Source organism: Enterococcus sp. AZ095b, from assembly GCF_051714725.1.
Classification (GTDB): domain Bacteria; phylum Bacillota; class Bacilli; order Lactobacillales; family Enterococcaceae; genus Enterococcus_B; species Enterococcus_B pernyi.
Map to the genome: position 1 here is coordinate 1,026,742 of NZ_JBIOSL010000001.1, position 23,280 is coordinate 1,050,021.

General features: G+C 38.8%; 24 protein-coding genes and 1 pseudogene. 21 read left to right on the forward strand and 4 right to left on the reverse strand.

Annotation, left to right across the window (positions count from 1 at the left end; genetic code table 11):
• Position 1: 1 nt before the first annotated feature.
• The gene (gene accD / locus IGJ99_RS04915) at positions 2-871 is read left to right on the forward strand and encodes an acetyl-CoA carboxylase, carboxyltransferase subunit beta (RefSeq protein ID WP_375152168.1); all 870 of its coding nucleotides are present in this window, start codon (positions 2-4) and stop codon (positions 869-871) included.
• Entirely contained in the window at positions 864-1,649 is a 786-nt protein-coding gene (locus IGJ99_RS04920; protein WP_010735869.1) for an acetyl-CoA carboxylase carboxyl transferase subunit alpha, read from the forward strand. Before accD ends, IGJ99_RS04920 begins: the two co-directional genes overlap by 8 nt.
• A 774-nt stretch (positions 1,650-2,423) precedes the next feature.
• Here IGJ99_RS04920 and IGJ99_RS04925 read toward each other — a convergent pair.
• The 3 genes and pseudogenes from IGJ99_RS04925 to IGJ99_RS04935 form a co-directional block, all read right to left on the reverse strand.
• Entirely contained in the window at positions 2,424-2,756 is a 333-nt protein-coding gene (locus tag IGJ99_RS04925; protein WP_023519413.1) for a hypothetical protein, read from the reverse strand.
• Positions 2,753-3,007: pseudogene (locus IGJ99_RS04930) on the reverse strand (hypothetical protein); the annotation flags it as partial. The pseudogene IGJ99_RS04930 and the gene IGJ99_RS04925, both read right to left, overlap by 4 nt.
• Complete coding sequence (locus IGJ99_RS04935; protein WP_023519414.1) at positions 2,991-3,164, reverse strand: hypothetical protein; 174 nt, start codon at positions 3,162-3,164, stop codon at positions 2,991-2,993. The pseudogene IGJ99_RS04930 and the gene IGJ99_RS04935, both read right to left, overlap by 17 nt.
• 129 nt (positions 3,165-3,293) lie before the next feature.
• On the opposite strand from IGJ99_RS04935, the gene IGJ99_RS04940 reads away from it, so the two are divergent.
• From IGJ99_RS04940 to IGJ99_RS05015, 16 genes are all read left to right on the forward strand, one after another.
• Complete coding sequence (locus IGJ99_RS04940) at positions 3,294-3,809, forward strand: hypothetical protein (RefSeq protein WP_438770651.1); 516 nt, start codon at positions 3,294-3,296, stop codon at positions 3,807-3,809.
• Between the two features lie 465 nt (positions 3,810-4,274).
• Entirely contained in the window at positions 4,275-4,868 is a 594-nt protein-coding gene (locus IGJ99_RS04945) for a type IV toxin-antitoxin system AbiEi family antitoxin domain-containing protein (protein WP_195514478.1), read from the forward strand.
• 12 nt (positions 4,869-4,880) lie between these two features.
• Positions 4,881-5,738, forward strand: a complete 858-nt coding sequence (locus IGJ99_RS04950) for a nucleotidyl transferase AbiEii/AbiGii toxin family protein (protein ID WP_153830347.1) — start codon at positions 4,881-4,883, stop codon at positions 5,736-5,738.
• Between the two features lie 328 nt (positions 5,739-6,066).
• Positions 6,067-6,885, forward strand: coding sequence for a transporter substrate-binding domain-containing protein (locus IGJ99_RS04955; RefSeq protein WP_438770652.1), 819 nt, complete (start codon positions 6,067-6,069; stop codon positions 6,883-6,885).
• Between the two features lie 11 nt (positions 6,886-6,896).
• Positions 6,897-7,586 (forward strand): amino acid ABC transporter permease, encoded by a 690-nt coding sequence (locus tag IGJ99_RS04960; RefSeq protein WP_226076818.1) that lies wholly within the window; start codon positions 6,897-6,899, stop codon positions 7,584-7,586.
• A gap of 13 nt (positions 7,587-7,599) precedes the next feature.
• Positions 7,600-8,334, forward strand: coding sequence for an amino acid ABC transporter ATP-binding protein (locus tag IGJ99_RS04965; RefSeq protein ID WP_375152169.1), 735 nt, complete (start codon positions 7,600-7,602; stop codon positions 8,332-8,334).
• 316 nt (positions 8,335-8,650) lie between these two features.
• Entirely contained in the window at positions 8,651-9,178 is a 528-nt protein-coding gene (locus IGJ99_RS04970) for a YqeG family HAD IIIA-type phosphatase (protein ID WP_010735865.1), read from the forward strand.
• The gene (gene yqeH, locus IGJ99_RS04975; RefSeq protein WP_010735864.1) at positions 9,175-10,284 is read left to right on the forward strand and encodes a ribosome biogenesis GTPase YqeH; all 1,110 of its coding nucleotides are present in this window, start codon (positions 9,175-9,177) and stop codon (positions 10,282-10,284) included. The genes IGJ99_RS04970 and yqeH overlap by 4 nt, the downstream gene beginning before the upstream one ends.
• Before the next feature lie 15 nt (positions 10,285-10,299).
• Positions 10,300-10,611: a ribosome assembly RNA-binding protein YhbY gene (yhbY, locus tag IGJ99_RS04980; protein WP_019724120.1), complete on the forward strand. Its 312-nt coding sequence runs from the start codon at positions 10,300-10,302 to the stop codon at positions 10,609-10,611.
• 12 nt (positions 10,612-10,623) lie between these two features.
• Positions 10,624-11,271 carry a nicotinate-nucleotide adenylyltransferase gene (locus IGJ99_RS04985; RefSeq protein WP_153830349.1) on the forward strand — a complete coding sequence of 216 codons (648 nt, stop codon included), beginning with the start codon at positions 10,624-10,626 and terminating at the stop codon, positions 11,269-11,271.
• Positions 11,261-11,845 carry a bis(5'-nucleosyl)-tetraphosphatase (symmetrical) YqeK gene (gene yqeK, locus IGJ99_RS04990; RefSeq protein ID WP_438770653.1) on the forward strand — a complete coding sequence of 195 codons (585 nt, stop codon included), beginning with the start codon at positions 11,261-11,263 and terminating at the stop codon, positions 11,843-11,845. Before IGJ99_RS04985 ends, yqeK begins: the two co-directional genes overlap by 11 nt.
• A gap of 24 nt (positions 11,846-11,869) precedes the next feature.
• Positions 11,870-12,223 (forward strand): ribosome silencing factor, encoded by a 354-nt coding sequence (gene rsfS / locus IGJ99_RS04995; RefSeq protein ID WP_034688417.1) that lies wholly within the window; start codon positions 11,870-11,872, stop codon positions 12,221-12,223.
• A gap of 1 nt (position 12,224) precedes the next feature.
• Positions 12,225-12,986 (forward strand): class I SAM-dependent DNA methyltransferase, encoded by a 762-nt coding sequence (locus IGJ99_RS05000; RefSeq protein ID WP_010735859.1) that lies wholly within the window; start codon positions 12,225-12,227, stop codon positions 12,984-12,986.
• Between the two features lie 77 nt (positions 12,987-13,063).
• The gene (locus IGJ99_RS05005; protein WP_137072130.1) at positions 13,064-14,245 is read left to right on the forward strand and encodes a nucleotidyltransferase; all 1,182 of its coding nucleotides are present in this window, start codon (positions 13,064-13,066) and stop codon (positions 14,243-14,245) included.
• 98 nt (positions 14,246-14,343) lie between these two features.
• Entirely contained in the window at positions 14,344-15,063 is a 720-nt protein-coding gene (locus IGJ99_RS05010) for a YebC/PmpR family DNA-binding transcriptional regulator (protein WP_029594248.1), read from the forward strand.
• Between the two features lie 480 nt (positions 15,064-15,543).
• Positions 15,544-16,182, forward strand: a complete 639-nt coding sequence (locus IGJ99_RS05015; RefSeq protein WP_019724515.1) for a hypothetical protein — start codon at positions 15,544-15,546, stop codon at positions 16,180-16,182.
• Between the two features lie 199 nt (positions 16,183-16,381).
• Here the strand turns inward: IGJ99_RS05015 and helD are convergent, their stop codons facing one another.
• Positions 16,382-18,664, reverse strand: coding sequence for an RNA polymerase recycling motor HelD (helD, locus tag IGJ99_RS05020; RefSeq protein ID WP_438770654.1), 2,283 nt, complete (start codon positions 18,662-18,664; stop codon positions 16,382-16,384).
• A gap of 196 nt (positions 18,665-18,860) precedes the next feature.
• Here helD and IGJ99_RS05025 point away from each other — a divergent pair, with 196 nt between their 5' ends.
• From IGJ99_RS05025 to thrS, 3 genes are all read left to right on the forward strand, one after another.
• Positions 18,861-20,672 carry a heavy metal translocating P-type ATPase gene (locus IGJ99_RS05025; protein WP_077151433.1) on the forward strand — a complete coding sequence of 604 codons (1,812 nt, stop codon included), beginning with the start codon at positions 18,861-18,863 and terminating at the stop codon, positions 20,670-20,672.
• Positions 20,673-20,782: 110 nt separating this feature from the next.
• A complete protein-coding gene (locus tag IGJ99_RS05030) occupies positions 20,783-20,962 on the forward strand; it encodes a 2-hydroxymuconate tautomerase (RefSeq protein ID WP_002287649.1) in 180 nt (59 codons plus the stop codon).
• 324 nt (positions 20,963-21,286) lie between these two features.
• The gene (gene thrS / locus IGJ99_RS05035) at positions 21,287-23,221 is read left to right on the forward strand and encodes a threonine--tRNA ligase (protein ID WP_019723795.1); all 1,935 of its coding nucleotides are present in this window, start codon (positions 21,287-21,289) and stop codon (positions 23,219-23,221) included.
• Positions 23,222-23,280: the final 59 nt, after the last annotated feature.

Here is a 23,280-nt window from a genome sequence, read left to right on the forward strand (position 1 = left end):
GATGGCTTTATTCAAAAAGAAAAAATACATTCGAATCAATCCTAATCGAGAAATCAAGCCAACGAATGCACCATCGGTCCCTGACAATATGTGGGCGAAATGCCCAAATTGTAAACATATCATCTACACAAAAGATATCGGGGAAGAAAAAGTATGTCCACACTGTAGTTATAACTTTAGAATCGGCGCATGGCAGCGATTAGCGTTGATCATTGATGAGAAAAGTTTAGAGGAATGGGATACGGATCTCGTCACAAAAGATCCTCTTGATTTCCCTGATTATCAAGAAAAGATCGGCAAGATGCAAGAAAAGACTGGCTTACATGAAGCAGTTCTAACTGGTCAAGCGACTATTAAAGGCATTCCTTTTGCTATTGGTGTCATGGACCCTAATTTTATCATGGGAAGTATGGGCACGATCGTAGGGGAAAAGATCACTCGTTTGTTTGAACGTGCGGCGAGTAAAAAATTACCCGTCGTATTATTCACTGCTTCAGGGGGCGCCCGGATGCAAGAAGGAATTTTCTCTCTCATGCAAATGGCCAAAATCTCCGCAGCGGTCAAACGTCATAGCAATAAACAGCTATTTTATTTGACTGTCTTAACAGATCCGACGACAGGTGGTGTTACCGCCAGCTTTGCGATGGAAGGGGATATCATCTTAGCTGAACCGCAAAGTTTGATCGGCTTTGCTGGCCGCCGAGTGATCGAACAAACGATCAAACAAGAACTACCAGAAGATTTTCAAAAAGCAGAATTTTTACTGGAACATGGCTTTGTGGATCACATCGTTCCAAGAAAAGAACTCAAGGACACGATCCATCAATTATTAGAATTGCATACGCAGAAAGGATGGATCAACCATGAATAAAACTGCTCATGATATCGTCCAACTGGCGCGGGCAAAAGATCGTTGGACAAGTCTTGATTTTTTTGAAACGATTTTTGAAGGGTTCCAAGAATTTCATGGTGATCGCTTATTTGGTGATGATGAAGCGATTGTCGGAGGCGTAGCAAAATTAGCCGGAAAACCAGTGACCGTCATTGGCATCCAAAAAGGCCGTGACTTGCAAGAAAATATTCGTCGGAATTTTGGCTCTCCTCATCCGGAAGGTTATCGTAAAGCACTGCGTTTAATGAAACAAGCAGAAAAATTCAACCGTCCGGTCATTACGTTGATCAACACTGCGGGTGCCTATTGTGGGATCGGTGCAGAAGAACGTGGTGAAGGGGAAGCGATTGCCCGTAATCTATTAGAAATGTCGGATTTGAAGGTACCGATCATCAGTATTATTATTGGTGAAGGCGGTAGTGGTGGGGCACTAGCCTTAGCATTAGCCGATGAAGTCTGGATGTTAGAACAAACGATCTATGCTGTTTTATCACCAGAAGGCTTTGCTTCGATTCTTTGGAAAGACGGCAGCCGAGCAGCCGAAGCCGCTGAATTGATGAAAGTCGCTGCTGGTGAATTATTAGAGTTAGACGTCATTGATCGAGTGATCCCCGAAACATTCAATGGGGAACCTTTAGGCAAAGAAAAAGTTGCGCGTATGATGCAAAAAGCATTGATCGAAAAACTGACCGAACTTTGTCAGAAACCAACCGAAGAATTGATCGAACAACGCTACCAACGTTTTCGTAAATATTAAGAAGTTTTTTGATTTAAACTGTAGAGAATTGCCTCTACAGTTTTTTCTGATTTATCCTATAAATGGATAAATATTGGTTTATGATTTATATATTTAATGTGTTTATTTGTATGATTTGCTAGTTAAAAGGGGAAATAAAATAGGAATTATATGATTTTTTTAGAAAATATTCTTGTTTCTTTTTGATTGTAAGGGTTAAAATGGAAAAAATTTTATGATATATATTTAACTTAATATAAAAAACTAATTTCATTGAATTTTCTTAGATTTTTAAACTTACACTGATATTTAGTTATTAGAGATTGTATCTTGATGTGTAATTATTTAGGTATTAGATTTTGATTGTTGATTATATAAAAGAAAAATGGAAAATGTTAATTGGAAGAATGATATTAAAGATAGAGATAATTTGAATTTCTGTAACTTAAAAAAATTTAGTAATTTTTCATAGAGTATATATTGAATGTTGTGTTATACACTAAAAATTGAAAAAAACTAGGTTAACGCGTAATTAAATGTACCGTTTTTATTCTTTTAATGAAGTATATCCCACTTATTTACTGTGTAATTATCGCAATACATAAAAATAAACATCTTCTAACCACAAATAACCTGATTTGGTTTATCAAATCGGGCTATTTGTGGTTAGATACTACTATTCAATATATATACATGTACAAGCTTTTTGAGATGTCTAAGATAATAGCGAGAAAAAATGAAGTGAAGTTGTCCTTTATTGCAGTTTATTTATTGTTCATTTTTCTCACTAATTAATTAACCAATAGGACAACCACCATTAGAACGTACAGTTCCTTTATATATACCCACATACCACATTCTTCCAGTTGAAAAATCTTTTTCATAAGACCAAGACTGTAAAGTTAATTGTCCGCAATAAATTCCATCATTATAAATCATGGTGTTAGTTAACCCGGCTAACGTAGTAGATCGTCTTGTGTGATAGATGATTTTACTACCTAAAGGTTCTATAGATATTGAGGTATATTCCGCTATTGCTAAGTTTGTGTTTGCATTGTGTCTTTCAGTAAATAAAAATAGACCAGAAATTACTATTGAAGCTATTAAAATTTGTTTGAAATATTTCATTTTAGACCCTCCTCATCAATTGGTGATAATAAGTCATTGTTCAAAATATTTAATTTTGATGGAACTGGAAATGGAACGGAGTTATGATAAAAGTAACCTTCATAATAACCAGTTGTACCATAATGACTTGGTAGTTCACGATATCTGCTTAACCATCCCCTATATGCACCGCTTTGAAAGAAAGCTACTGCGGGAGCGGGTCTTCCTGTTTTAATCCATCCTGACGTCCAATATCTAGTCAATATTGCTTTTTGAGTCTAAGTTATCTGAATTTGAACCTATTGATTGGATGCTAGAAAATGGTTCTGTATGCTCGATTATTTCTTGGGTCTGGACGATTTGGCTAGGTAACAACATACTGAAAAAAGTAACGCCAACAAAACAACTAAAAATAACCTTTTTTTTCATATTAAACCTCTTTTTTTTATTTGTTACAATTTTATTATAGTTAGTTTATTATTTCCGATCAAATCATAACTTAGTTATTATTTGATATTTTTTTGTGTGTGATATTCTTATTAAAAAGGAGTTGATGTTGTGTTTTATAAGTCGTTAAGTAAGTTATTTTATGTTCTTTTTTTTGGAGGTGTAATTTCTTTGTCGCTATTCTTGACTGGCTGCTCTAAATCGAATGAGGACCGATTAAAAAACGTCGAAATTGTTCAAGTGACGAATGCTGGGACGCTACAAAACAGAGGAAGTTATACTCTTAAAGAGGGAAATTTAGAAATCATGAAAGAAATCCAACTGGCACAAAGCCTTGATCAAGATCCCGCAGATTTAAAACTCTCAAGCAGTGAAGAACAAGAAATCAAAAGTTTGCTGACACCAGATTTTACATCCGCAGAACAAGACCTAAAAACGAATGAACTTTTTCAAACATTTGTTAAAGAGATCGAACATGTAACAGTCGAAGTCAATCAGGAGAAGAAAACGACAACGTTAGTCGGAAAGGATTATCGAAAAGAATTTTCTTGGGTAGGTGAAAGTGGAAATCGTTTATCTGACTCACATAAGATTGAATATAGTTTTGTGTCAGGGAATGAGGAATAGTTGAGTAAAGGAATAGCCTTAAAAAACGATGCTTCTTGCAAAATGATTATTGAAGTAGAGGAATTTCAGAATAATTTGAACAGAAAGAAGGGGGCACCATCTTTTCCCTGTTCTTTTAATTGATTAAAAATATTTTTCTGTACCGAATCAGGATTTTTGATTTGAAATTTTAAAAGTTGTTGAAACCATAGGTATTTCTTTTTAGTGCTGGATATTGGTACTTAACTATTTAAGTAGGCCATCTGAATAGTTATAGTGTAAGGCGTTCTTGGTGTGTGCATAAACTTGCTAACGTATCTTATCGTCTTGGTATAGCTTTCAGGAAGTTATATTGTCCAGATATTCGCGAAACATCCATTACACAGTAATCGACCATTTCTTTCCCGCATGAAGAATGCCTTGTTACAATTACACTATTATGATAAGTTTAATGTAGTGTATTTGTAACGTAAGTGAGGGGATTAAATGCAAGATAAGCTGAAAGAGTTGTTGCGTATTCGCGATGGAAATTTATCTATGAAGGAAGCTAGAAAATTAGGAATTTCAGCAACTACTGTACAAAGATTGGTGAATCAAGGAATTTTGATGAAAGTTGATCGTGGTTATTATGTAGAGACTGGTCATGGAATCGATGATTTATTTTGTCTTCAGCAACGATTTTCCAGAGGAATATTTTCTCATGAAACGACATTAGATATATATCAACTTTCTACAAACATGCCGAACTTCATTCATTTGACTTTTCCACATGGTTATAATGTGAATCGTTCAATTACGAAAGAGCAACAGTTACAATTTCATTTTGTGAAGAAGGAAGTATACGAGTTAGGGAAAGTGGAGGGCACTTCCTTTCAAGGAAATCCTATTATTATATACGATAAGGAACGAACTCTTTGTGATATTTGGAATCCGAGATATGAAATTGAATATGAAATGAAATTAGAAGCTTTAAAAGAGTACATGAGAGATCCTATGAGAGACCCAAGTAAATTAAGAGATTATATGACAAAACTACATGTAGAGAAAGAAATGAAATATCATATGCAGAGTTTGTATTGATGGAGAGAAAATATGACCCCTACACAATTTACAGCAAAAACAAGAAATCTTGCAAAAAGTATAGGATTAAATGCACAGTTAGTTCAAAGGCATTTTATGATGGATCGCTTAGTTGAACAAATCTCTGAATCGAAGTATAAAAATGACTTTATTTTGAAAGGTGGTTTTCTATTAGGTTCAAAATATGGAATTGATAGAAGAACAACAATTGATATTGATACGACATTTAGAAATAGTAAATTAACTAAAGAAAAATTGAAGAACATCTTTAAAGAATTAACTAGTAAACCTACGAAAGAGGGAATTGTTTTCTCTGTTCAAGAGATTAAAGAGACAAGGGAAATTGATTTTTATCCTGGGTTTCAAATTAAATTGATTGCTCATTTAGAAAAAATACGTGTCCCATTTAAATTGGATGTAACAACAGGAGATTCTATTTATCCTGAAGTAGATATACATCATCATCAATTGATGTTTGAAGATAAAAAAGTGGAGATTCCAGCTTATCCAACAGAACAGATTATTGCAGAAAAGCTGAGTGCTACATTTAACTTTGGGACAGACAATTCGAGATTGAAAGATTACTACGACCTATTTGCCATCCGAAAACTAGAAAATATTGATATGAAAGAGCTATATAAAAGTGTCCGAAATACATTTACAAAACGTGGAGACAACAAACCGTTATCTTTTTATTATGAAAGGGAAATCGAAAAGATAAAAGGGAGCGGTTATTTGGAAAAACTATGGGACAAATATCGCTCAGTTAATTCTTTTGCGAATTCTATTTCATTTGCAGATACAGTTAACGGAGTTGCTTATCTAATGCAAAATGTAATCAAAATTGAAAATCAAGAAAGAAAACAATAGTTTACAAGAATTGAACAAATCAAGATGACAAACGATATTAATTGTGTGATTTAGCGTAAATCAGCGGAACCAATGAGCTTGGTACAGAGGTGTTTGGCTTTGAGAAACAAAGTAAAATAGACTGAAAATCAAATAAAAAAGCTGAGACTTGGTTCTCAGCTTTTTCATTTCTTCCCTTGAAATATTAAAATAAATATTCTTAATTCGTGATTATTATTCATTTTAAAAGCATAAAAACGAATAAAATTAAATAAATATACAAAAAAATAGTTTATTTTTGAAATTTTCATGCTATAATGACAGAACAAAATGAATAAGGGGCGAGACAATGAAAAAGATTTCCGGAATTATTTTATTTTTAGTTACAACATTCGCATTAGGAGCTTGCGGGAATGGGGATGCAGCTGAATCAAACGATCAATTAGCAGCAATCAAGGAAAGTGGTGTATTGAAAGTGGCGACGTCTGCTGATTATGCGCCGTTTGAATTTCATACGATCGTTGATGGGAAAGATCAAATCGTCGGATCGGATATTGATTTAGCTAAAGCCATCGCAGATGAGCTTGGTGTGAAATTGGAGCTCTCAGATATGAGTTTCAACACGGTGTTAGCCTCTTTAAAAGAAGGGAAAGTCGATGTAGCGATCTCAGCGATTTCAGCGACCGCAGAACGAAAAGAACAATTTGACTTCACCGACAACTATTACAATCCGCCACAAGTTCTCGTGATCAATAAAAAAGATGAAAACACGTTCACAAGCATTGATCGCTTGGCAGGTAAAAGCTTAGGGGCGCAAAAAGGCTCGATCCAAGAAGCAGTGATCAACGAACAAATCAAAGAAGCTAAAGTAGTCACGATCGATAAAGTGCCAAATATGGTGATCGAGATCAATCAAGGTTCACTGGATGGCATGGTCGTTGAACAAACGATTGCCGAAGCATATATTGCTCAGAACCCCAACTTGATGATTGCAGATATCCCTTTGGAACAATCAGATGATGAAGCTTTTGCTGTCGCCTTACCAAAAGGGAGTATAGAATTACAAGAAGAGTTGAATAAAATCATCAAAAAATTAAGTGATGAGGGAAAAATCGATGAATTCATCAAAAAAAATCATGAACTAGCTGAACAAACAGCGACAGAATAGAGGGACGCAGTGTGAATTTTTCGTTTTTAGATAAGTACTTACCGTATTTTTTATCCGGCGCGGTCGTTACGATCGTCATTTCGATCTTGACAGTCATCTTTGGTACAATGATTGGCCTAGCCATGGCATTGATGAAGCGCTCAAAGATCAAGCCTTGGAATTGGTTAGCTAATAGTTATATCGAATTACTAAGAGGCACACCGATGTTATTGCAGATCATGATCGGATTCATCTTATTGCAACGTTTCTTTCCAGCGGTGGATTGGTCCGTGGGGATTTTAACCATCGACTTAGGGCGTTTGATACCAGGAATCATCGTATTATCACTGAACTCTGGGGCGTATGTTGCTGAGATCATTCGTGGAGGGATTGCGGCTGTTGATATGGGACAAACAGAAGCTTCGTATTCACTAGGCTTACGTCCTATACAGGCGATGCGTTATGTCATTTTCCCACAAGCGTTGAGAAATATCCTGCCACCATTAGGAAATGAGTTTGTCACGTTGATCAAAGATTCTTCTTTACTGACAGTGATCGGTATCAATGAATTGATGGGATCTGCTCAGATCGTTATCTCAAACTCCTATATCCCATTGGAACCTTATTTTATTGCCGCAGGGTTATACTTCGTTATGACCTTTGTAACATCGCGGTTGTTGAGTAGTTGGGAGAAAAAACTCGGAAAAGGGTATCAACGTTAGGAGAGAATGTCGTATGGAAAAATCAATAGTAACGATCAAACAATTAAATAAATCATTTGGGGAAACAGAAGTATTGAAAGGAATTACTACGACTATTTCCGCCGGGGAGGTCGTAGTGATCATCGGCCCTTCAGGTTCAGGGAAAAGTACGTTTCTCCGTTGTTTGAATCTACTCGAATCTCCTACAGCCGGTACGGTGGAGTTTGAGGGAACGGATATCACACATAAGAAACACGATATTTTTAAAACAAGAGAAAAAATGGGGATGGTTTTTCAACAGTTCAATCTATTTCCCAATATGACAGTATTAGAAAATATCACCTTATCACCAATCAAAGTGAAAAAAATGCCTAAGAAAGCAGCCGAGGTGATCGCTTTGGAATTATTGGCAAAAGTTGGTTTGTCAGATAAAGCCACCGCCTATCCTTACTCTTTATCAGGTGGACAGCAGCAACGGATAGCGATTGCCCGAGCGTTGGCAATGCAACCAGACGTCATGTTGTTCGATGAGCCTACTTCGGCACTTGATCCAGAAATGGTGGGTGAAGTACTCTCGGTTATGTTGCAATTGGCACAAGAAGGGATGACGATGGTCATTGTCACTCATGAAATCGGCTTTGCGAAAGAAGTGGGTGATCGAATCATCTTTATGGATCAAGGACAGATCGTGGAAGAGGGGACACCTAGTGAGGTGCTGGAGCGGACGAGCCAGCCTCGGACTATCGATTTTTTGGCCAAAGTATTGTAGTAAAAAATAAGATATAAGAAATGGCGCTCTTTTCCAACATTACCTATGGATAGTGATTTCAGTTCTTTAGGTTTTTCTAAAATTATATGAATGATGTTCCAAAAGCAACTCTTTCAGTAATAAGCAACCAACTCAAGAATATAGAAGAATCTATTTTATGAGCTGATTGCTTATTTTTTGGAGCTGGTTCCTTCTGTTATTACCTCCATTAAAAGGTTTAATGTATAGAGGTAGTTTTTTTTTAGATTTTACAGTATAATATGGGGTTGAGGAGTACATATCGTGCTCCTTCATTTTTTGCAGATGAGGAGACAACATGTTTTCAAATTATAAACCTACATGGATGGTAGAAGCCGTCTATAAAATTACCCCTGCACAACTGAAAAAACTAGGGATCAAAGCCGTCTTGACGGACCTTGATAATACACTGATTGCTTGGAATAATCCAGATGGAACGGAAGAATTGTTCACTTGGATTTTAGAAATGAGAAATGCGGGCATACCAGTAGTCGTTGTTTCTAACAACAACTCAGAACGCGTAGCTCGTGCAGTTAAAAAATTTGAGCTACTTTATGTTGCAAGAGCTTTGAAGCCTTTGCCAGTGGGAATCAATAAAGCAAAAAAAATGTTGGATCTGGCAGATGAAGAAATCATCATGATTGGTGATCAGATCATGACCGATATTCGTGGCGCGAATAGTGCCGGTATCCGTAGTGTCTTAGTTAAACCAATCATTGAAACTGATAGTTGGAAGACGAAATTCAATCGGTTCTGGGAACGTAAGATCATGAGTTATTTAGTAAAGAAACATCCAGATATGGATTGGCGAGGTGGCATTGAATGAACGAAGAATTGCAATGTATCGGTTGTGGCGTGATGATCCAAACTGAACATCCTGATGAATTAGGCTATACACCAAAAGCAGCACTTGAAAAAGGGTTAGCAACAGGGGATGTTTATTGTCAACGTTGTTTCCGTTTGAGACATTATAATGAGATCCAAGATGTATCACTGACAGATGATGATTTCTTGCGATTACTAAATGAATTAGGTCAAAAAGACGCATTGATCGTCAATGTGGTGGATATTTTCGATTTCAACGGTTCACTGATTCCTGGATTACATCGTTTTGTCGGAAACAATCCAGTTCTTTTGGTTGGGAACAAAGTCGATATTTTACCTAAATCATTAAAAAAATCAAAAATGATCCAATGGATGAATGAGCGTGCCCATGAAGCAGGGCTAAGACCTGTCGAGGTGTTGTTGACAAGCGCAAAAAAAGCACCTGAAATGACAACACTTCTAGAGAAAATCGAAAAATATCGTGAGGGTCGAGATGTGTATATCGTTGGTGTGACGAATGTCGGGAAATCGACATTGATCAATCAGATCATCAAAAATACGGCAGGCGTCCAAGAAGTGATCACGACTTCGCAGTTCCCAGGAACAACGTTAGATAAAATCGAGATCCCATTGGATGATGGCCAATTTTTGATCGATACACCAGGAATTATCCATCGCCATCAAATGGCCCACTATTTAGGCAAAAAAGACTTACGTATCATCGCACCGACGAAGGAAATCAAGCCTAAGGTGTATCAGCTGAATGAAGGTCAAACGCTTTTCCTTGGAGGATTAGCTCGATTCGACTTTATCAGTGGCAAACGAGGTTCATTTATTGCTTATGTATCAAATGATGTCAATTTACATCGGACAAAATTAGAAAAAGCCGATACTTTTTATGAAAAACATGTAGGCGGCTTATTGCAACCACCACGTCCGAATGAAGTCAGTGAATTCCCTGAACTTGTTCGCTTTGAGTTTTCTGTAAAAGAAAAGACAGATATCGTCTTTGCAGGACTAGGCTGGATCACGGTAACGGAACCAGCAGTCATCGCAGGCTGGGCGCCAAAAGGGGTACATGTGTTAAGAAGAAAAGCACTGATTTAAGAAAGAAGGAAAAACATGAGTTTAAGAGGAAAGCAAAAACGATTTTTACGTAGTCAGGCACACCATCTTCAACCGATCTTCCAAATCGGTAAAGGTGGGATCAATGAAGCAATGATCGTCCAAATCGAAGAAGCACTTGAAAAAAGAGAATTGATCAAAGTATCATTGTTGCAAAATACAGATGAGATCGCAGAAGATGTGGCACAAGTATTAGAACAAGCTATCGCATGTGAAGTGGTTCAGATCATCGGACGCGTGCTTGTTTTATACAAAGCATCATCTAAAGAGAAATACCAACGGATATCTAAAGAAGTACATGCAATCTAAGGAGTGACGAAGATGAAATCGCAAGCGAAATCCTTTGTTCGACCTCAAGTATTTCCAAAAGAAATGCCCCATCTTTATGCGAAAAGAAAACAGGTGGGGATCTTGGGCGGAACTTTCAATCCTGTGCATCTAGCCCATCTAGTGATGGCAGAACAAGCAGGACAGAATTTAGGACTAGACCATGTCTGTTTAATGCCTTCCTATCAACCACCTCATGTGGATGAAAAGCCAACTATACCGGCAGAACATCGCTTAAACATGCTGGAACTTGCGATCGAAGACAATCCTTTTCTAACGATTGAAACGATTGAAATCGAACGAGGCGGCAAAAGCTATACGTATGACACGATGAAGGCTTTGACTCAAAATAATCCTGATACGGACTACTATTTTATCATCGGCGGTGATATGGTCGAATATTTACCAAAGTGGTACAAAATCGACGAGTTAATGACAATGGTCCACTTTGTCGGTATCCATCGACGTGGGTATCAAGTGGAAACCCCGTATCCTGTGATCTGGGTCGATGTCCCTGAGATTGATCTAAGTTCGACAAAGATTCGTCAAAAAATTCAACAAGGTTGTTCCGTCCGTTATTTGATCCCAGATAAAGTCTTGGATTATATTCAGAAAGAAGGATTGTATCAACATGAATTATAGTACAGATTATACGGCCTATACTCGAGAAATCTTGATGCAAAAAGTCCAAATGAGAATGAGTGAACAACGCTTCAAACATGTTTTGGGTGTAGAACAAACAGCTGTTGCACTTGCTGAAAGGTATGGTTGTTCGCCAGAAAAAGCGAGTATCGCCGCATTGACACATGATTATGCGAAAGAACGACCAGACGATGAGTTTATCTTATTCATCGAACGTGAGCAACTTGATCCAGAGTTATTAGCTTATGGAAATGCAATTTGGCACGGATTAGTCGGTGCATCATTTGTTGAACGAGAATTAGGCATCACTGATGAGGAGATCTTACAAGCAATCCGTCTCCATACGACAGGAGCTGCTGAGATGTCCTTACTCGATAAAGTCATCTATGTGGCTGACTATATCGAACCAGGACGTTCTTTTCCAGGTGTCAAAGAAGCCCGTGAGATCGCCATGATCGATTTAAATGAAGCAGTTGCATTCGAAACCAAACATACATTAGCACATTTGATTGCGCAAGAGAGCAAAATTTATCCAAAAACAATTGAAACATATAATCATTGGGTGGCAAAATAGCTGACCCATTAGGAGGAAATCATCATCGATAGTAAAGAACAATTAAAAATCGCTGTCCAAGCAGCAGATTCAAAACGTGCAGAAGATATTTTAGCTTTAGACGTCCGTAAAGTGTCGCTATTAGCTGACTACTTTATGATCTGTTCAGCAAACAGTGAACGTCAGATCAATGCCATCGTGGAAGAAATCATTGAAAAAGAAGAAGAAAGCAAATACGAAGTAAAACGCGTAGAAGGAAAAGAAGGCGGCAAATGGATTCTGATCGATCTAGGTGATTTGATCATCCATGTATTCCATGCCCCAGAACGTGGGTTTTATAATTTAGAGAAGTTATGGTCAGATGCGCCACTTGTCGATTTGACTGAATGGTTGGATTAACATGGCCTACGAAACATTTGCCTTTATTTACGATGAAGTCATGGATGACGGGCTTTATGAACAATGGCTCGCATTTTCTAAACGCCATTTGCCTGAAACAACTAAAAACATCCTTGAACTAGCTTGTGGTACAGGAGCATTAGCTGTGGCTTTTGCCAAAGACGGCTACAATGTAACTGGCTTGGATCTATCAGAAGAAATGCTGATGATCGCCAGTCAACGTGCCTATGAAGAAGAAGCATCGGTACAGTTTGTTGAAGGGAATATGTTAGATCTATCAGAGAGTGGGCAATACCAAGCCATCACTTGTTTCTCAGATTCTTTGTGCTATATGCAAAACGATCAAGAAGTACAACAAGTATTCGATGAAGTCTATCAGGCATTGGAAGAAAACGGCCGTTTCTTGTTTGATGTCCATTCCGTTTATCAAATCGATCAAGTATTTCCGGAGTATAGTTATCATTACCAAGGAGACGATTTTGCCTTTCTTTGGGATAGTTATACGGGGAAAGAAAAACATAGCATTGAACATTATTTGACATTCTTTGTCGAATCACAAGAAAAAGACGGTACGTTCACACGTGAAGATGAATTACATCAAGAACGTACGTATCCACTAGAAAACTACTTGCGGATGTTAGAGAATAGCGGATTTGCTAAAGTAGAAGTATTCGCTGATTTTACAGACGAAACACCTAACGAAGAATCCAGACGTTGGTTTTTTGTCGCCCAGAAAGAAGAAGGCGAAATCGACGAACTGTAGCAAACAATAAAAAGGAGAGACGGCTGGATCAAAAAGCTTAGTCTCTTCTTTTTTACTAGGCGAAAGGAGAAAAGCGAATGAAAGTATGTGGCATCATTGTTGAATATAATCCCTTTCACAATGGTCATCTTTATCATGTCCAGCAAGCACGGGAACGAACCGGTGCCGACGTAGTGATTGCGGTGATGAGTGGCAATTTTTTGCAGCGAGGTGAACCGGCGATTTTAGATAAGTGGCAACGTGCAGAAGTAGCCTTGAAAAACGGAGTGGATCTCGTGGTTGAATTACCAATCGAGTGGGCAGTACAATCTGCTGATTATTTTGCTAAAGGAGCAGTTCAACTGTTGCAAAAATTAAACTGTGACTATTTATGTTTTGGAACAGAAGATGAAGCGACCTTCGATTATCAAGCATTTGGTCAATTTGTTTTGCACCATCAGGATCAAATCACCAAAGCATTTCAAGAGTTGCCCGATCAGACAATGAGTTATCCGCAAAAGATGACACAGGTATTCAAGCACGTCTACCCAGAAATCTCACTTGATTTTTCCTCGCCTAATCATATTCTAGGGCTGAGCTATGCAAAAGAAAATGCTACCTATGAACATCCAATGGAACTAGTTCCGATCAACCGTAAAGGGGCTGGTTATCATGATGAAGAGTTACCAAAAGAAACAATAGCCAGTGCCACAGCGATTCGTAAAGCATTAACGGAAAATCGATCGATTTCTGCAACAGTTCCCTCAGAGACAGAGAGATTTTTAAAGACAGAAAGTTTGCAAACTTGGACATCCTATTGGCCCTTGCTAAAATACCGTCTTCTTTCTTCCACCGTTGACTCGTTGCAAAAAATCTACCAGATGACGGAAGGTTTAGAGATCAGGATGTTAGAAGCGGCCAAGACAGCTAATACATTTTACGAGTTTGTCGAACAAGTCAAAACAAAACGCTATACGTGGACGAGGATCCAACGCCTGTCGTGCTACGTGTTATTGAATATCCAAAAAGAAGAGATGAGAGAGCAACAGATGCAAGAATACATCCATGTGTTGGGCTTTACAGCAGCAGGTAGAGCATGTCTCAAAAATAAAAAAGCCTTAGCCCTTTTTGCGAAAATCGGCAAAAAAGAAGCGCAAGTGGCAAAACTACTCGTTCGCAGTGATCAAATCTATCGCTTAGGTGGCGAGGTAGCGGAACAAGTATTTGGGCGAAAACCAGTCTTTATCGAAACGATCGAAGAGAAAAAAAGCTTCACATAAACCTGATTCACAAGTATAATGAAACAGGACGTTTTGTGTGTTCCCGCACGAATCAAAAAGAATCTATCCTATATCAAATCAGAAAGCGAAGTGAAACTATGGGACGTAAATGGGCCAATATCGTAGCTAAAAAAACAGCTAAAGATGCAAACAACAGCCGAGTTTATGCGAAGTTCGGAATTGAAATCTATGCAGCAGCAAAATCAGGTGATCCTGACCCACACGCTAACCAAAAACTACGTTTCGTCATTGAGCGCGCTAAAACTTACAATGTACCAAAACATATCATCGACCGAGCAATTGAAAAAGCAAAAGGTTCAGGGGATGAAACATACTCTGAATTGCGCTATGAAGGATTTGGACCAAATGGCTCAATGGTGATCGTAGACACATTGACCAACAACGTAAACCGCACAGCCGCTGATGTGCGTGCAGCATTCGGTAAAAACGGCGGAAATATGGGTGTCTCTGGGGCAGTATCTTATATGTTCGACAATACCGCGATTTTTGGTTTTGCCGGTGAAGATGCAGATGAGATCTTAGAATACTTGATGGAAAAGGACATCGATGTACGTGATGTCATGGAAGAAGATGGCCAAATCATCGTTTACGGAGAAGTGCCAGATTTCCACAGTATTCAAGAAGCACTAAAAGAAAAAGGCATCACTGACTTTTCAATTGCGGAGATCCAAATGATCCCTCAAAATGAAGTGACATTGACTGGCGAAGACTTGGAACAATTTGAAAAAATGATCGATGTATTAGAAGATCTAGAAGATGTCCAACATGTCTTCCATAATGTTGCTTTAGAAGATTAATCGAATAAAGCGGATAAAAGAGGTCGGAACAGAAGTGTTTAACCTCGAGAAATAAGGCGCCAGCCACGAAAATTGTTTTTCAAATTTTTGTGGCTGGCGCCTTATTTGTGAAGAGATACTTCTGTTCCCGCCGTTTGTTCAGTTTTAAGTGTTACGAGAGGATGAATGTCCAGACACTTTTTTATTTTCCTAAAAAAACAAACAGCTGTTATCCTGCTTAAAAAGCTAATGTCATGTTTTGCTTTCGTACTTTTATTTATACGATTTTATCGGAGAAGAGAAAATATCGGTGAAGCTAAAAAAGAAGTGTAGTCATACGATATGAAAGAAAGAGAACAAATACAGAGTAGTTAAATTAAAAATCCTGTGTTATTTGTTACAGTTTTTTTGTGATTTATTATCATTTCTATTTCAACCTGTGTTATTATTAAAGTATCGTGAGTAAACGAATAGTAATTTGATGTAGGCGGGGAAAGAATAATGGAAGCAAAAATTAATCTAGAGCCTTTCGAACGTATTCTAAGCGGTTACCAAAAAGTAGAAGAGTTGGCAGTCAATATCACCGATTGCTCAAAGCTTGCACAAAAATATGCACCTTATGGGGTAGAAGGCTATCGTTTAGGAAACTATATAGGCACAGGCTATTTGAATCGTTATCTAGAATGTATGGTTGATCGCGCGCCCATGCTGATCTATAAAAAAAAATATTTGATTCCATTGCTTTTTCGACGTTCTGACTCAGCATTTCAGTTGTTTGAAGAAGATTATCGGATGGAAGCTTTCTTTTTATTATTGGACTGGAGTCTGAAGCATCAACCAGAAAAGATATTGATCGAAACAAGTCAAAAAGTAGATACGAAAAAAGAAAAAGTCATTGATACAGCTTATTTGGCTTTTCGTGTATCAGAAATATTAGATAGTGGGGGTTACCCGATCAGTAATTTCCAAACAGTCGAACAATTTATGGATTGGAATCGTATTTATCGTCTGATCGATAACGGAGGGATTGGTCGCCATAGTAAAGTATTTGACCCAGAATATCCCGAAAATATCGAAGAATTGCGAATGATCGTCTCACTTGTTCGTTTGAAATACCCAAACACAGAATTGATGTTATGATCGATAGATGAATAAAAAGAGGCAGAGACAGAAGTGTTTAGCCTCGAGAAATAAGGCGTCATCCACAAAAATTGTTTTTTCAATTTTTGTGGATGACGCCTTATTTTTTGAAGAGGTTACTTCTGTTCTCGCCGTATATTCAGTTTAAAGTGGTGCGAGAGGACTGATTCCCCTGATGCTTTTTATTTTTAATAACGAATCAATCTAAAGCGAGAGACTCATGATTTTCAGTAGCCAATGCTTGTAGAAAAGAAGCGTCTTTCGCTGATGTAAATAGGATCAATTCATGCATGGCACGCGTACACATTGTATATAAGATTTGTTTGTCATGACCAGAATTAAAATGTGCATCATCGACATTCCATAAAAAGACTCGGTCAAATTCTAATCCTTTTGCTAGATAAGCAGGAAGAAGAATAATCGAACGTTTCATAAAATCAGATTCATCAGCAATCAATTGGACTTGATCTTTCAGGGATACAGGCAATTGTTCATAGAGTGCTTCACATTCAGCGATCGTTTTACCAATGATCGCGGTACGCCAATATTTTGCTTGCTCTTTCGTGTCAATGATCGTTTGTTCCAACCAGTTGATTTTGCTTGTAGATGAATCACTTTGGACGATCAACGGTAGGCGACCTTCACGAGCCGTTGTTTCTACAAGATTGTCGTGAGCTAAGAAATGATTGGCAAAATCAGTGATTTGCTTCGTGGAGCGATAGCTCGTCGTCAATTGGAATTGGGTCACTTCTTTCTCTGGGAAAAGCGACTCTAACGAACCAGTGATCGTCTCGTTCCCAAAAACATTTTGGTTCAGATCCCCACAAAATGTTAGATTGGCAGTTGGATAGATTGATTGCAGCAATGCGACCTGCGAAGGAGCAAAATCTTGCATTTCATCAATGAAAATATACCTTGCCTTTTGTGTGACTGATACAGGATGGATTCGACGCATCAATAGGAAGTACAAGACGGCGTCTTCCTGTGGCAATTCTCTTTTCCGTAAGTTCATTTTGACTTCTTGAAGATGTTCGTTCCAAGAAGTTTCGCTGATTCCATGTGCGGTTAACATCGTTTTAGGAATCGTTTGTAAAAAGTGAAGAAACTGTTTCGGTAAGTTGACGAATTGATAATGTAAAATTCCTCGGTGAACTTTACGGAATCTTTTTTTCACGATTTGATTCGTAAGTTTTTTACGCAATGATTTTTCTTTTTGTTCGGTGTATTCTAAATTTGGATCGGTTGCATATAGTTCTTGAAGTTGTTCTTCAGCAAGCTCTTTGACCCACTTCTGACGGGTTTCATCCTTTTGCAGACCGCCTAATTTTTTCAATAACTTTGTCTGTAATAAAGATAGACGTTGATGCAATGGAAGTAGTTCATTGGTTTCTTGGTACCATTTTCGGATCGCTTCTTTGGATAGGATCGTTCGACCATTGATTTTCATCTCACGGAACAATGGCCCAAAATCAGTGATCGTCTGGATGTAAGTCTCCAGGAGAACAACGAAAGTCAATCCGGATTTCAACGTTTTTATCGGGTCATCAGCACCAGAAAGGAAACCGACTTCTTGTTGTTCTTCTTCAGTCAACTCAAATTCAGGAACTAATTGCTGTAAATAATTTTTGAAGGTTTGTGTCGGAACACCACTTTCACCAAGAGATGGTAAAACAGTGGAGATGTAATCAGAAAACAGATGGTTTGGTGAGAACAATAAGACGTTCTCAGCATCTAGCCATTTCCGATTGTGATAAAGGATGAATGCGATACGTTGAAGTAATGCTGAAGTCTTACCGCTTCCAGCAATTCCTTCGATCAGCATCACTTTACTGTTGGTGTCACGGATAATGGCATTTTGTGCTTTTTGGATCGTCGACACGATGTTTTTCATGTGAGCACTTGATGCGTCATCCAAGATTTCTAATAGAAAATCATCATTGATGACTTCAGATGTATCGACCATGGAGACGATTTTTCCTTCAACGATTTTGAACTGTCGTTTCAAGAGAAGTTCGACGTCGATTTTTTCGACATCTGTTTCATAAAAAGCAGGGCCGATTTCTCCTTCGTAATACAGGTTAGCGATCGGTGCACGCCAGTCGATCACGATGGTTTCTTCTTCTGTATCTCTCAATGAGGCGATGCCAAGATAGAGAGTTTCTTTTTCCGTCTCTTCTTTGAAATCGATACGAGCAAAGTAAGGACTTTCTTTCATTACTTCTAATGTTTGCAGACGTTTTTGCTGAGATTCTAATGTATGGTATTTTAAAAGCAATTCTTGTTCATGTTGGCGGTATTCGACCACTGACTCATAAAAAGACTCGTTGGAGCCGCTACGTATTTTGTGATTAGCTGTTTCTTTTGTGGAGTCATTCATTTTTTCAGTCAAGTCGCTTAATTTGCGATTCAATAGGCGTTGTTCAAGTTGGATCATTTGTGTGGTTTCTTCCACATGCTGTTGTTCTAATTGTCTTTCATTCATTGCATCGTTTACTCCTTCCGCCGTAAATAACGAATTAAAAGTATAGCACAGTTTGACTAAAAAAGGTACACAAGTGAGTTAACTAAAAATAAACGCAAAACTACATGAGAGTGATAGTTGTTTTCATTTAGGGGTTTTTAGTTTAAATGGCTTTAGAGAACAGGTATTCTAAATGTGGAGAAAGGAGCTGAACGAAATGACACATTTTAAAAAATTTGCAATGACACTACTGATTGGAGCGGTGGCCCTCATCAGTGAGTTTATGTTCGACCGTCCTCGCCTTGCGTTTATGATCATTGCTATCACCGGTGGCACACTCGCCTTCTTGATGTTTGTCGAAATGATCAAAACACTGCGTTCAGGGAAATATGGGGTCGATATTTTAGCGATTACAGCTATTGTTGCGACATTGCTCGTCAATGAATATTGGGCGAGTTTGATGATTTTGATCATGTTGACAGGTGGCGAAAGTTTGGAAGACTATGCGCAAAAAAAAGCAGGTCAGGAATTGCAATCCCTATTAGATAATACGCCAAGAACTGCCCATAAATTGCAAGGAGATCAACAACTTGATGTTGCGGTAGACACACTTGAGATCGGCGATCATCTGGTGATCAAACCAGGGGAAATCGTTCCAGCTGATGGACGAGTGATCATGGGGGAATCTACTTTTGACGAAGCGTCATTGACTGGAGAAGCAAAACCGATGAGCAAGAAAGTCGGTGATGAATTGATGTCCGGTTCGGTCAATGGGGACTCATCTGTCAAAATGGTGGTTGAGAAACGGGCAGAAGATAGCCAGTATCAATTAATTATCAAACTAGTAGAGGAATCGAAAGAAAAACCCGCACGTTTTGTCCGTCTAGCAGATCGTTATGCTGTTCCCTTTACTTTGATCGCTTACTTGATCGGCGGAATCGCTTGGTGGGCTAGTGGTGATCCTGTACGCTTTGTGCAAGTCTTAGTTGTAGCATCGCCATGTCCATTGATTTTGGCTGCACCTGTTGCTTTAGTAGCGGGAATGAGTCGTTCAAGTAAAAGTGGGATCGTTGTCAAAACTGGTACCGCTGTGGAAAAATTAGCAGAGACTAAAACGATTGCCTTTGATAAGACAGGAACAATCACCAAAGGGATGCTTGAAGTAACTGGTGTCGCTCCCGTTCAAGGGTTTTCAGAAGCGGAATTATTACGTGTGGCGGCGAGTGCGGAACAAGGCTCAGCCCATATCTTGGCCCGTTCCTTAGTTCAAGCAGTTCCCCAATTGTTGCCAGTCACTGATTTGAAAGAAATCTCAGGGCAAGGGATTACCGCTACGGTTGATGGCAGGCAGGTTAAAGTAGGGAATGCACGCTTTATTGATGTTCCAGAAGCTAAAACAGATACAACTGCGATCTATGTGGCGATTGATGAAAAATACGCCGGCACGATCTACTTCTCAGACACAATCCGTCCAGAAGCAAGTAAAACAATCGCTCGCTTGAAAGCTCAAGGCATCACCGACTTACTGATGGTGACTGGGGACGGTCGTACGGTTGCAGAAGCAATTGCCGAGGAAGTTGGCTTGACCGAAGTTCATGCTCGTTGTTTACCACAAGATAAATTAACGATTTTAACTAGTATCCCCAAAGAAAAGCGGCCTGTCACGATGGTAGGAGATGGTGTCAATGATGCTCCTGCCTTGACTGTCGCAGATGTAGGCATCGCCATGGGCGCACATGGCTCAACTGCTGCAAGTGAAAGCGCAGATGTCGTCATTTTGAAAGATGATTTAGAACGAGTAGCAGAAGCAGTGATGATTTCTAGAGAAACGATGAAAGTAGCGAAACAATCTGTTTTGATTGGGATTTTTGTCTGTGTCTTTTTGATGCTCGTTGCCAGTACAGGAGTCATTCCAGCATTGTTTGGCGCGATGCTTCAAGAAGTGGTTGATACAGTTTCCATTTTAAGTGCGTTACGTGCAAAAAAATCAGCGAAACAACAACCACATGCCATGATCACACAAAATTAAAGGCAAAATGATAAAAGAGACTTTTCAGCAAAATCTTTTTGCGGTATGATGCAAAGAGAGAAGCAATAGTTGATCAATACAAAAGTGAACGATGAAAGGAAGTTGAAAACATGCCATTCGTACATGTTGAATTAGTCGAAGGACGTAGCCCAGAACAATTAGAAAACATGATGAAAGATATCACCGAGGCGGTCCATAAAAATACGCAAGCACCAAAAGAACACATTCATGTAATTATCAACGAAATGAAAAAAGGCACGTATGGTGTCAATGGTGAATGGAAAAAATAAGTGAATTCGAGACTTGATTTTTTGAAATAATAGTGGTTAAATAAACACATAGATGATTGATGAGAAAGACAACTGAATTTGAGAGTCTTCGATAAGAGAGGAAAAGCTAGGCTGAAACTTTTCCAGGAGAAAACCAAAGGATGACCACTTTCGAAACCTTTGTTGAAACAGAGGCGGTCGTACCGTTATCACGCTTGAGGAATACGCATGTCGTATTCAAAATTAGGTGGAACCACGAATTTTTCGTCCTAGTATCTGTACAGATACTAGGACTTTTTTTATTGGTGGCGAAGCTAAAAACGGAAATTTAAAGGAGGAACCCCTATGATAAAAATGACATTTCCTGATGGTGCAGTCAAAGAGTTTGCGCCAGGGATCACCACTGCAGAAATTGCAGAAAGTATTTCTAAAAGTTTAGCCAAAAAAGCCTTAGCTGGAAAAGTGAATGGCGAACTGATCGACTTGAACCGCGGGATCGAAGAGGATGGCTCAATCGAGATTGTGACACCTGATCATGAAGACGCACTTGCTTTGATTCGTCATTCAAGTGCTCATTTGATGGCACAAGCCATGCGCCGTTTATATCCAAATATCCACTTTGGTGTAGGACCAGCAATCGATTCAGGATTTTACTACGATACTGATAACGGTGAGAGCCAAGTCAGTGCCGAAGACCTACCAGCGATCGAAGCGGAAATGATGGCGATCGTCAAAGAAAATTTGCCGATCGAACGTCGTGTGTTATCAAAACAAGAAGCATTAGAAATCTTTGCAAGTGACCCTTACAAAGTGGAACTGATCAGCGAATTACCAGAAGACGAAGTCATCACTGCCTACCAACAAGGAGAATTCATCGATTTATGCCGTGGGCCACATGTCCCATCAACTGGTCGTATCCAAGTCTTCAAATTATTATCTGTGGCAGGAGCTTACTGGCGTGGAAATTCAAATAACCAAATGATGCAACGTGTTTATGGAACAGCATTTTTTGATAAAAAAGCGTTAAAAGCGTTTATCCAAATGCGTGAAGAAGCAAAAGAAAGAGACCATCGCAAACTAGGAAAAGAGCTAGAATTATTCATGGTAGCTCCTGAAGTTGGCTCTGGTTTACCTTTCTGGTTACCAAAAGGTGCAACAATCCGTCGTACGATCGAACGATACATCGTAGACAAAGAAATCAGCTTAGGCTATCAACATGTGTATACACCGATCATGGGGGACGTAGAGTTATACAAAACTTCAGGTCACTGGGATCATTACCAAGAAGATATGTTCCCACCAATGGATATGGGAGATGGCGAGATGCTCGTGCTACGCCCAATGAACTGCCCACATCATATGATGGTCTACAAAAATACAATCCATTCTTACCGTGAGTTACCGATCCGTATCGCAGAACTTGGTATGATGCACCGTTATGAAAAATCAGGTGCGTTGTCTGGATTACAACGTGTACGTGAAATGACATTGAATGACGGACACACATTCGTTCGTCCTGATCAGATCAAAGATGAATTCAAACGTACGTTGGAGTTGATGGTCGCAGTTTACGCTGATTTCAATATTACAGACTATCGCTTCCGTTTAAGTTACCGTGATCCAAACAACACAGACAAATATTTTGACGATGATGCCATGTGGGAAAAAGCACAGATCATGTTAAAAGCTGCGATGGATGAAATGGAACTTGACTATTTCGAAGCGGAAGGAGAAGCAGCCTTCTATGGACCAAAATTAGATGTCCAAGTTAAAACAGCATTGGGAACAGAAGAAACATTATCAACGATCCAATTAGACTTCTTATTACCAGAACGCTTTGATTTAACTTATGTAGGAGAAGATGGCGAAAATAATCATCGCCCAGTCGTTATCCACCGAGGCATCGTTTCAACAATGGAACGCTTTGTGGCATACTTGACAGAAGTATACAAAGGCGCATTCCCAACTTGGTTGGCACCGATCCAAGCAACGATCATCCCAGTTTCAGTTGATGCTCATTCAGATTACGCTTATGAAATCAAAGAACGTCTACAAATGAAAGGCTTGCGTGTAGAAGTCGACGATCGCAATGAAAAAATGGGTTATAAGATCCGTGCCTCACAAACGCAAAAAATCCCATACCAAATCGTAGTTGGGGATAAAGAAGTGGCAGATGCAACAGTCAATATCCGCCGATATGGTAGTAAAGAAACTGCTGTAGAGGACTTGAATATCTTTGTCGATGCAATGGCAGAAGAGGTTCATAATTACAGCCGTTAAGACGAGTTAGCAAGAGAACCAACGCCTAATTTAATAAAAACAGGAAGGACAACAAAGAA

Coding starts and splice junctions, on each gene's coding strand:
- IGJ99_RS04985 (WP_153830349.1), top strand. CDS start 10,624: ATGAAATCGCAAGCGAAATCCTTTGTTCGACCTCAAGTATTTCCAAAA.
- yhbY (WP_019724120.1), top strand. CDS start 10,300: ATGAGTTTAAGAGGAAAGCAAAAACGATTTTTACGTAGTCAGGCACAC.
- IGJ99_RS04965 (WP_375152169.1), top strand. CDS start 7,600: ATGGAAAAATCAATAGTAACGATCAAACAATTAAATAAATCATTTGGG.
- IGJ99_RS04970 (WP_010735865.1), top strand. CDS start 8,651: ATGTTTTCAAATTATAAACCTACATGGATGGTAGAAGCCGTCTATAAA.
- IGJ99_RS04945 (WP_195514478.1), top strand. CDS start 4,275: ATGCAAGATAAGCTGAAAGAGTTGTTGCGTATTCGCGATGGAAATTTA.
- IGJ99_RS04950 (WP_153830347.1), top strand. CDS start 4,881: ATGACCCCTACACAATTTACAGCAAAAACAAGAAATCTTGCAAAAAGT.
- yqeK (WP_438770653.1), top strand. CDS start 11,261: ATGAATTATAGTACAGATTATACGGCCTATACTCGAGAAATCTTGATG.
- IGJ99_RS04935 (WP_023519414.1), bottom strand. CDS start 3,164: ATGAAAAAAAAGGTTATTTTTAGTTGTTTTGTTGGCGTTACTTTTTTC.
- helD (WP_438770654.1), bottom strand. CDS start 18,664: ATGAATGAAAGACAATTAGAACAACAGCATGTGGAAGAAACCACACAA.
- IGJ99_RS04955 (WP_438770652.1), top strand. CDS start 6,067: ATGAAAAAGATTTCCGGAATTATTTTATTTTTAGTTACAACATTCGCA.
- IGJ99_RS05025 (WP_077151433.1), top strand. CDS start 18,861: ATGACACATTTTAAAAAATTTGCAATGACACTACTGATTGGAGCGGTG.
- IGJ99_RS05005 (WP_137072130.1), top strand. CDS start 13,064: ATGAAAGTATGTGGCATCATTGTTGAATATAATCCCTTTCACAATGGT.
- yqeH (WP_010735864.1), top strand. CDS start 9,175: ATGAACGAAGAATTGCAATGTATCGGTTGTGGCGTGATGATCCAAACT.
- thrS (WP_019723795.1), top strand. CDS start 21,287: ATGATAAAAATGACATTTCCTGATGGTGCAGTCAAAGAGTTTGCGCCA.
- IGJ99_RS04925 (WP_023519413.1), bottom strand. CDS start 2,756: ATGAAATATTTCAAACAAATTTTAATAGCTTCAATAGTAATTTCTGGT.
- IGJ99_RS05010 (WP_029594248.1), top strand. CDS start 14,344: ATGGGACGTAAATGGGCCAATATCGTAGCTAAAAAAACAGCTAAAGAT.
- accD (WP_375152168.1), top strand. CDS start 2: ATGGCTTTATTCAAAAAGAAAAAATACATTCGAATCAATCCTAATCGA.
- IGJ99_RS05015 (WP_019724515.1), top strand. CDS start 15,544: ATGGAAGCAAAAATTAATCTAGAGCCTTTCGAACGTATTCTAAGCGGT.
- IGJ99_RS05000 (WP_010735859.1), top strand. CDS start 12,225: ATGGCCTACGAAACATTTGCCTTTATTTACGATGAAGTCATGGATGAC.
- IGJ99_RS04920 (WP_010735869.1), top strand. CDS start 864: ATGAATAAAACTGCTCATGATATCGTCCAACTGGCGCGGGCAAAAGAT.
- IGJ99_RS05030 (WP_002287649.1), top strand. CDS start 20,783: ATGCCATTCGTACATGTTGAATTAGTCGAAGGACGTAGCCCAGAACAA.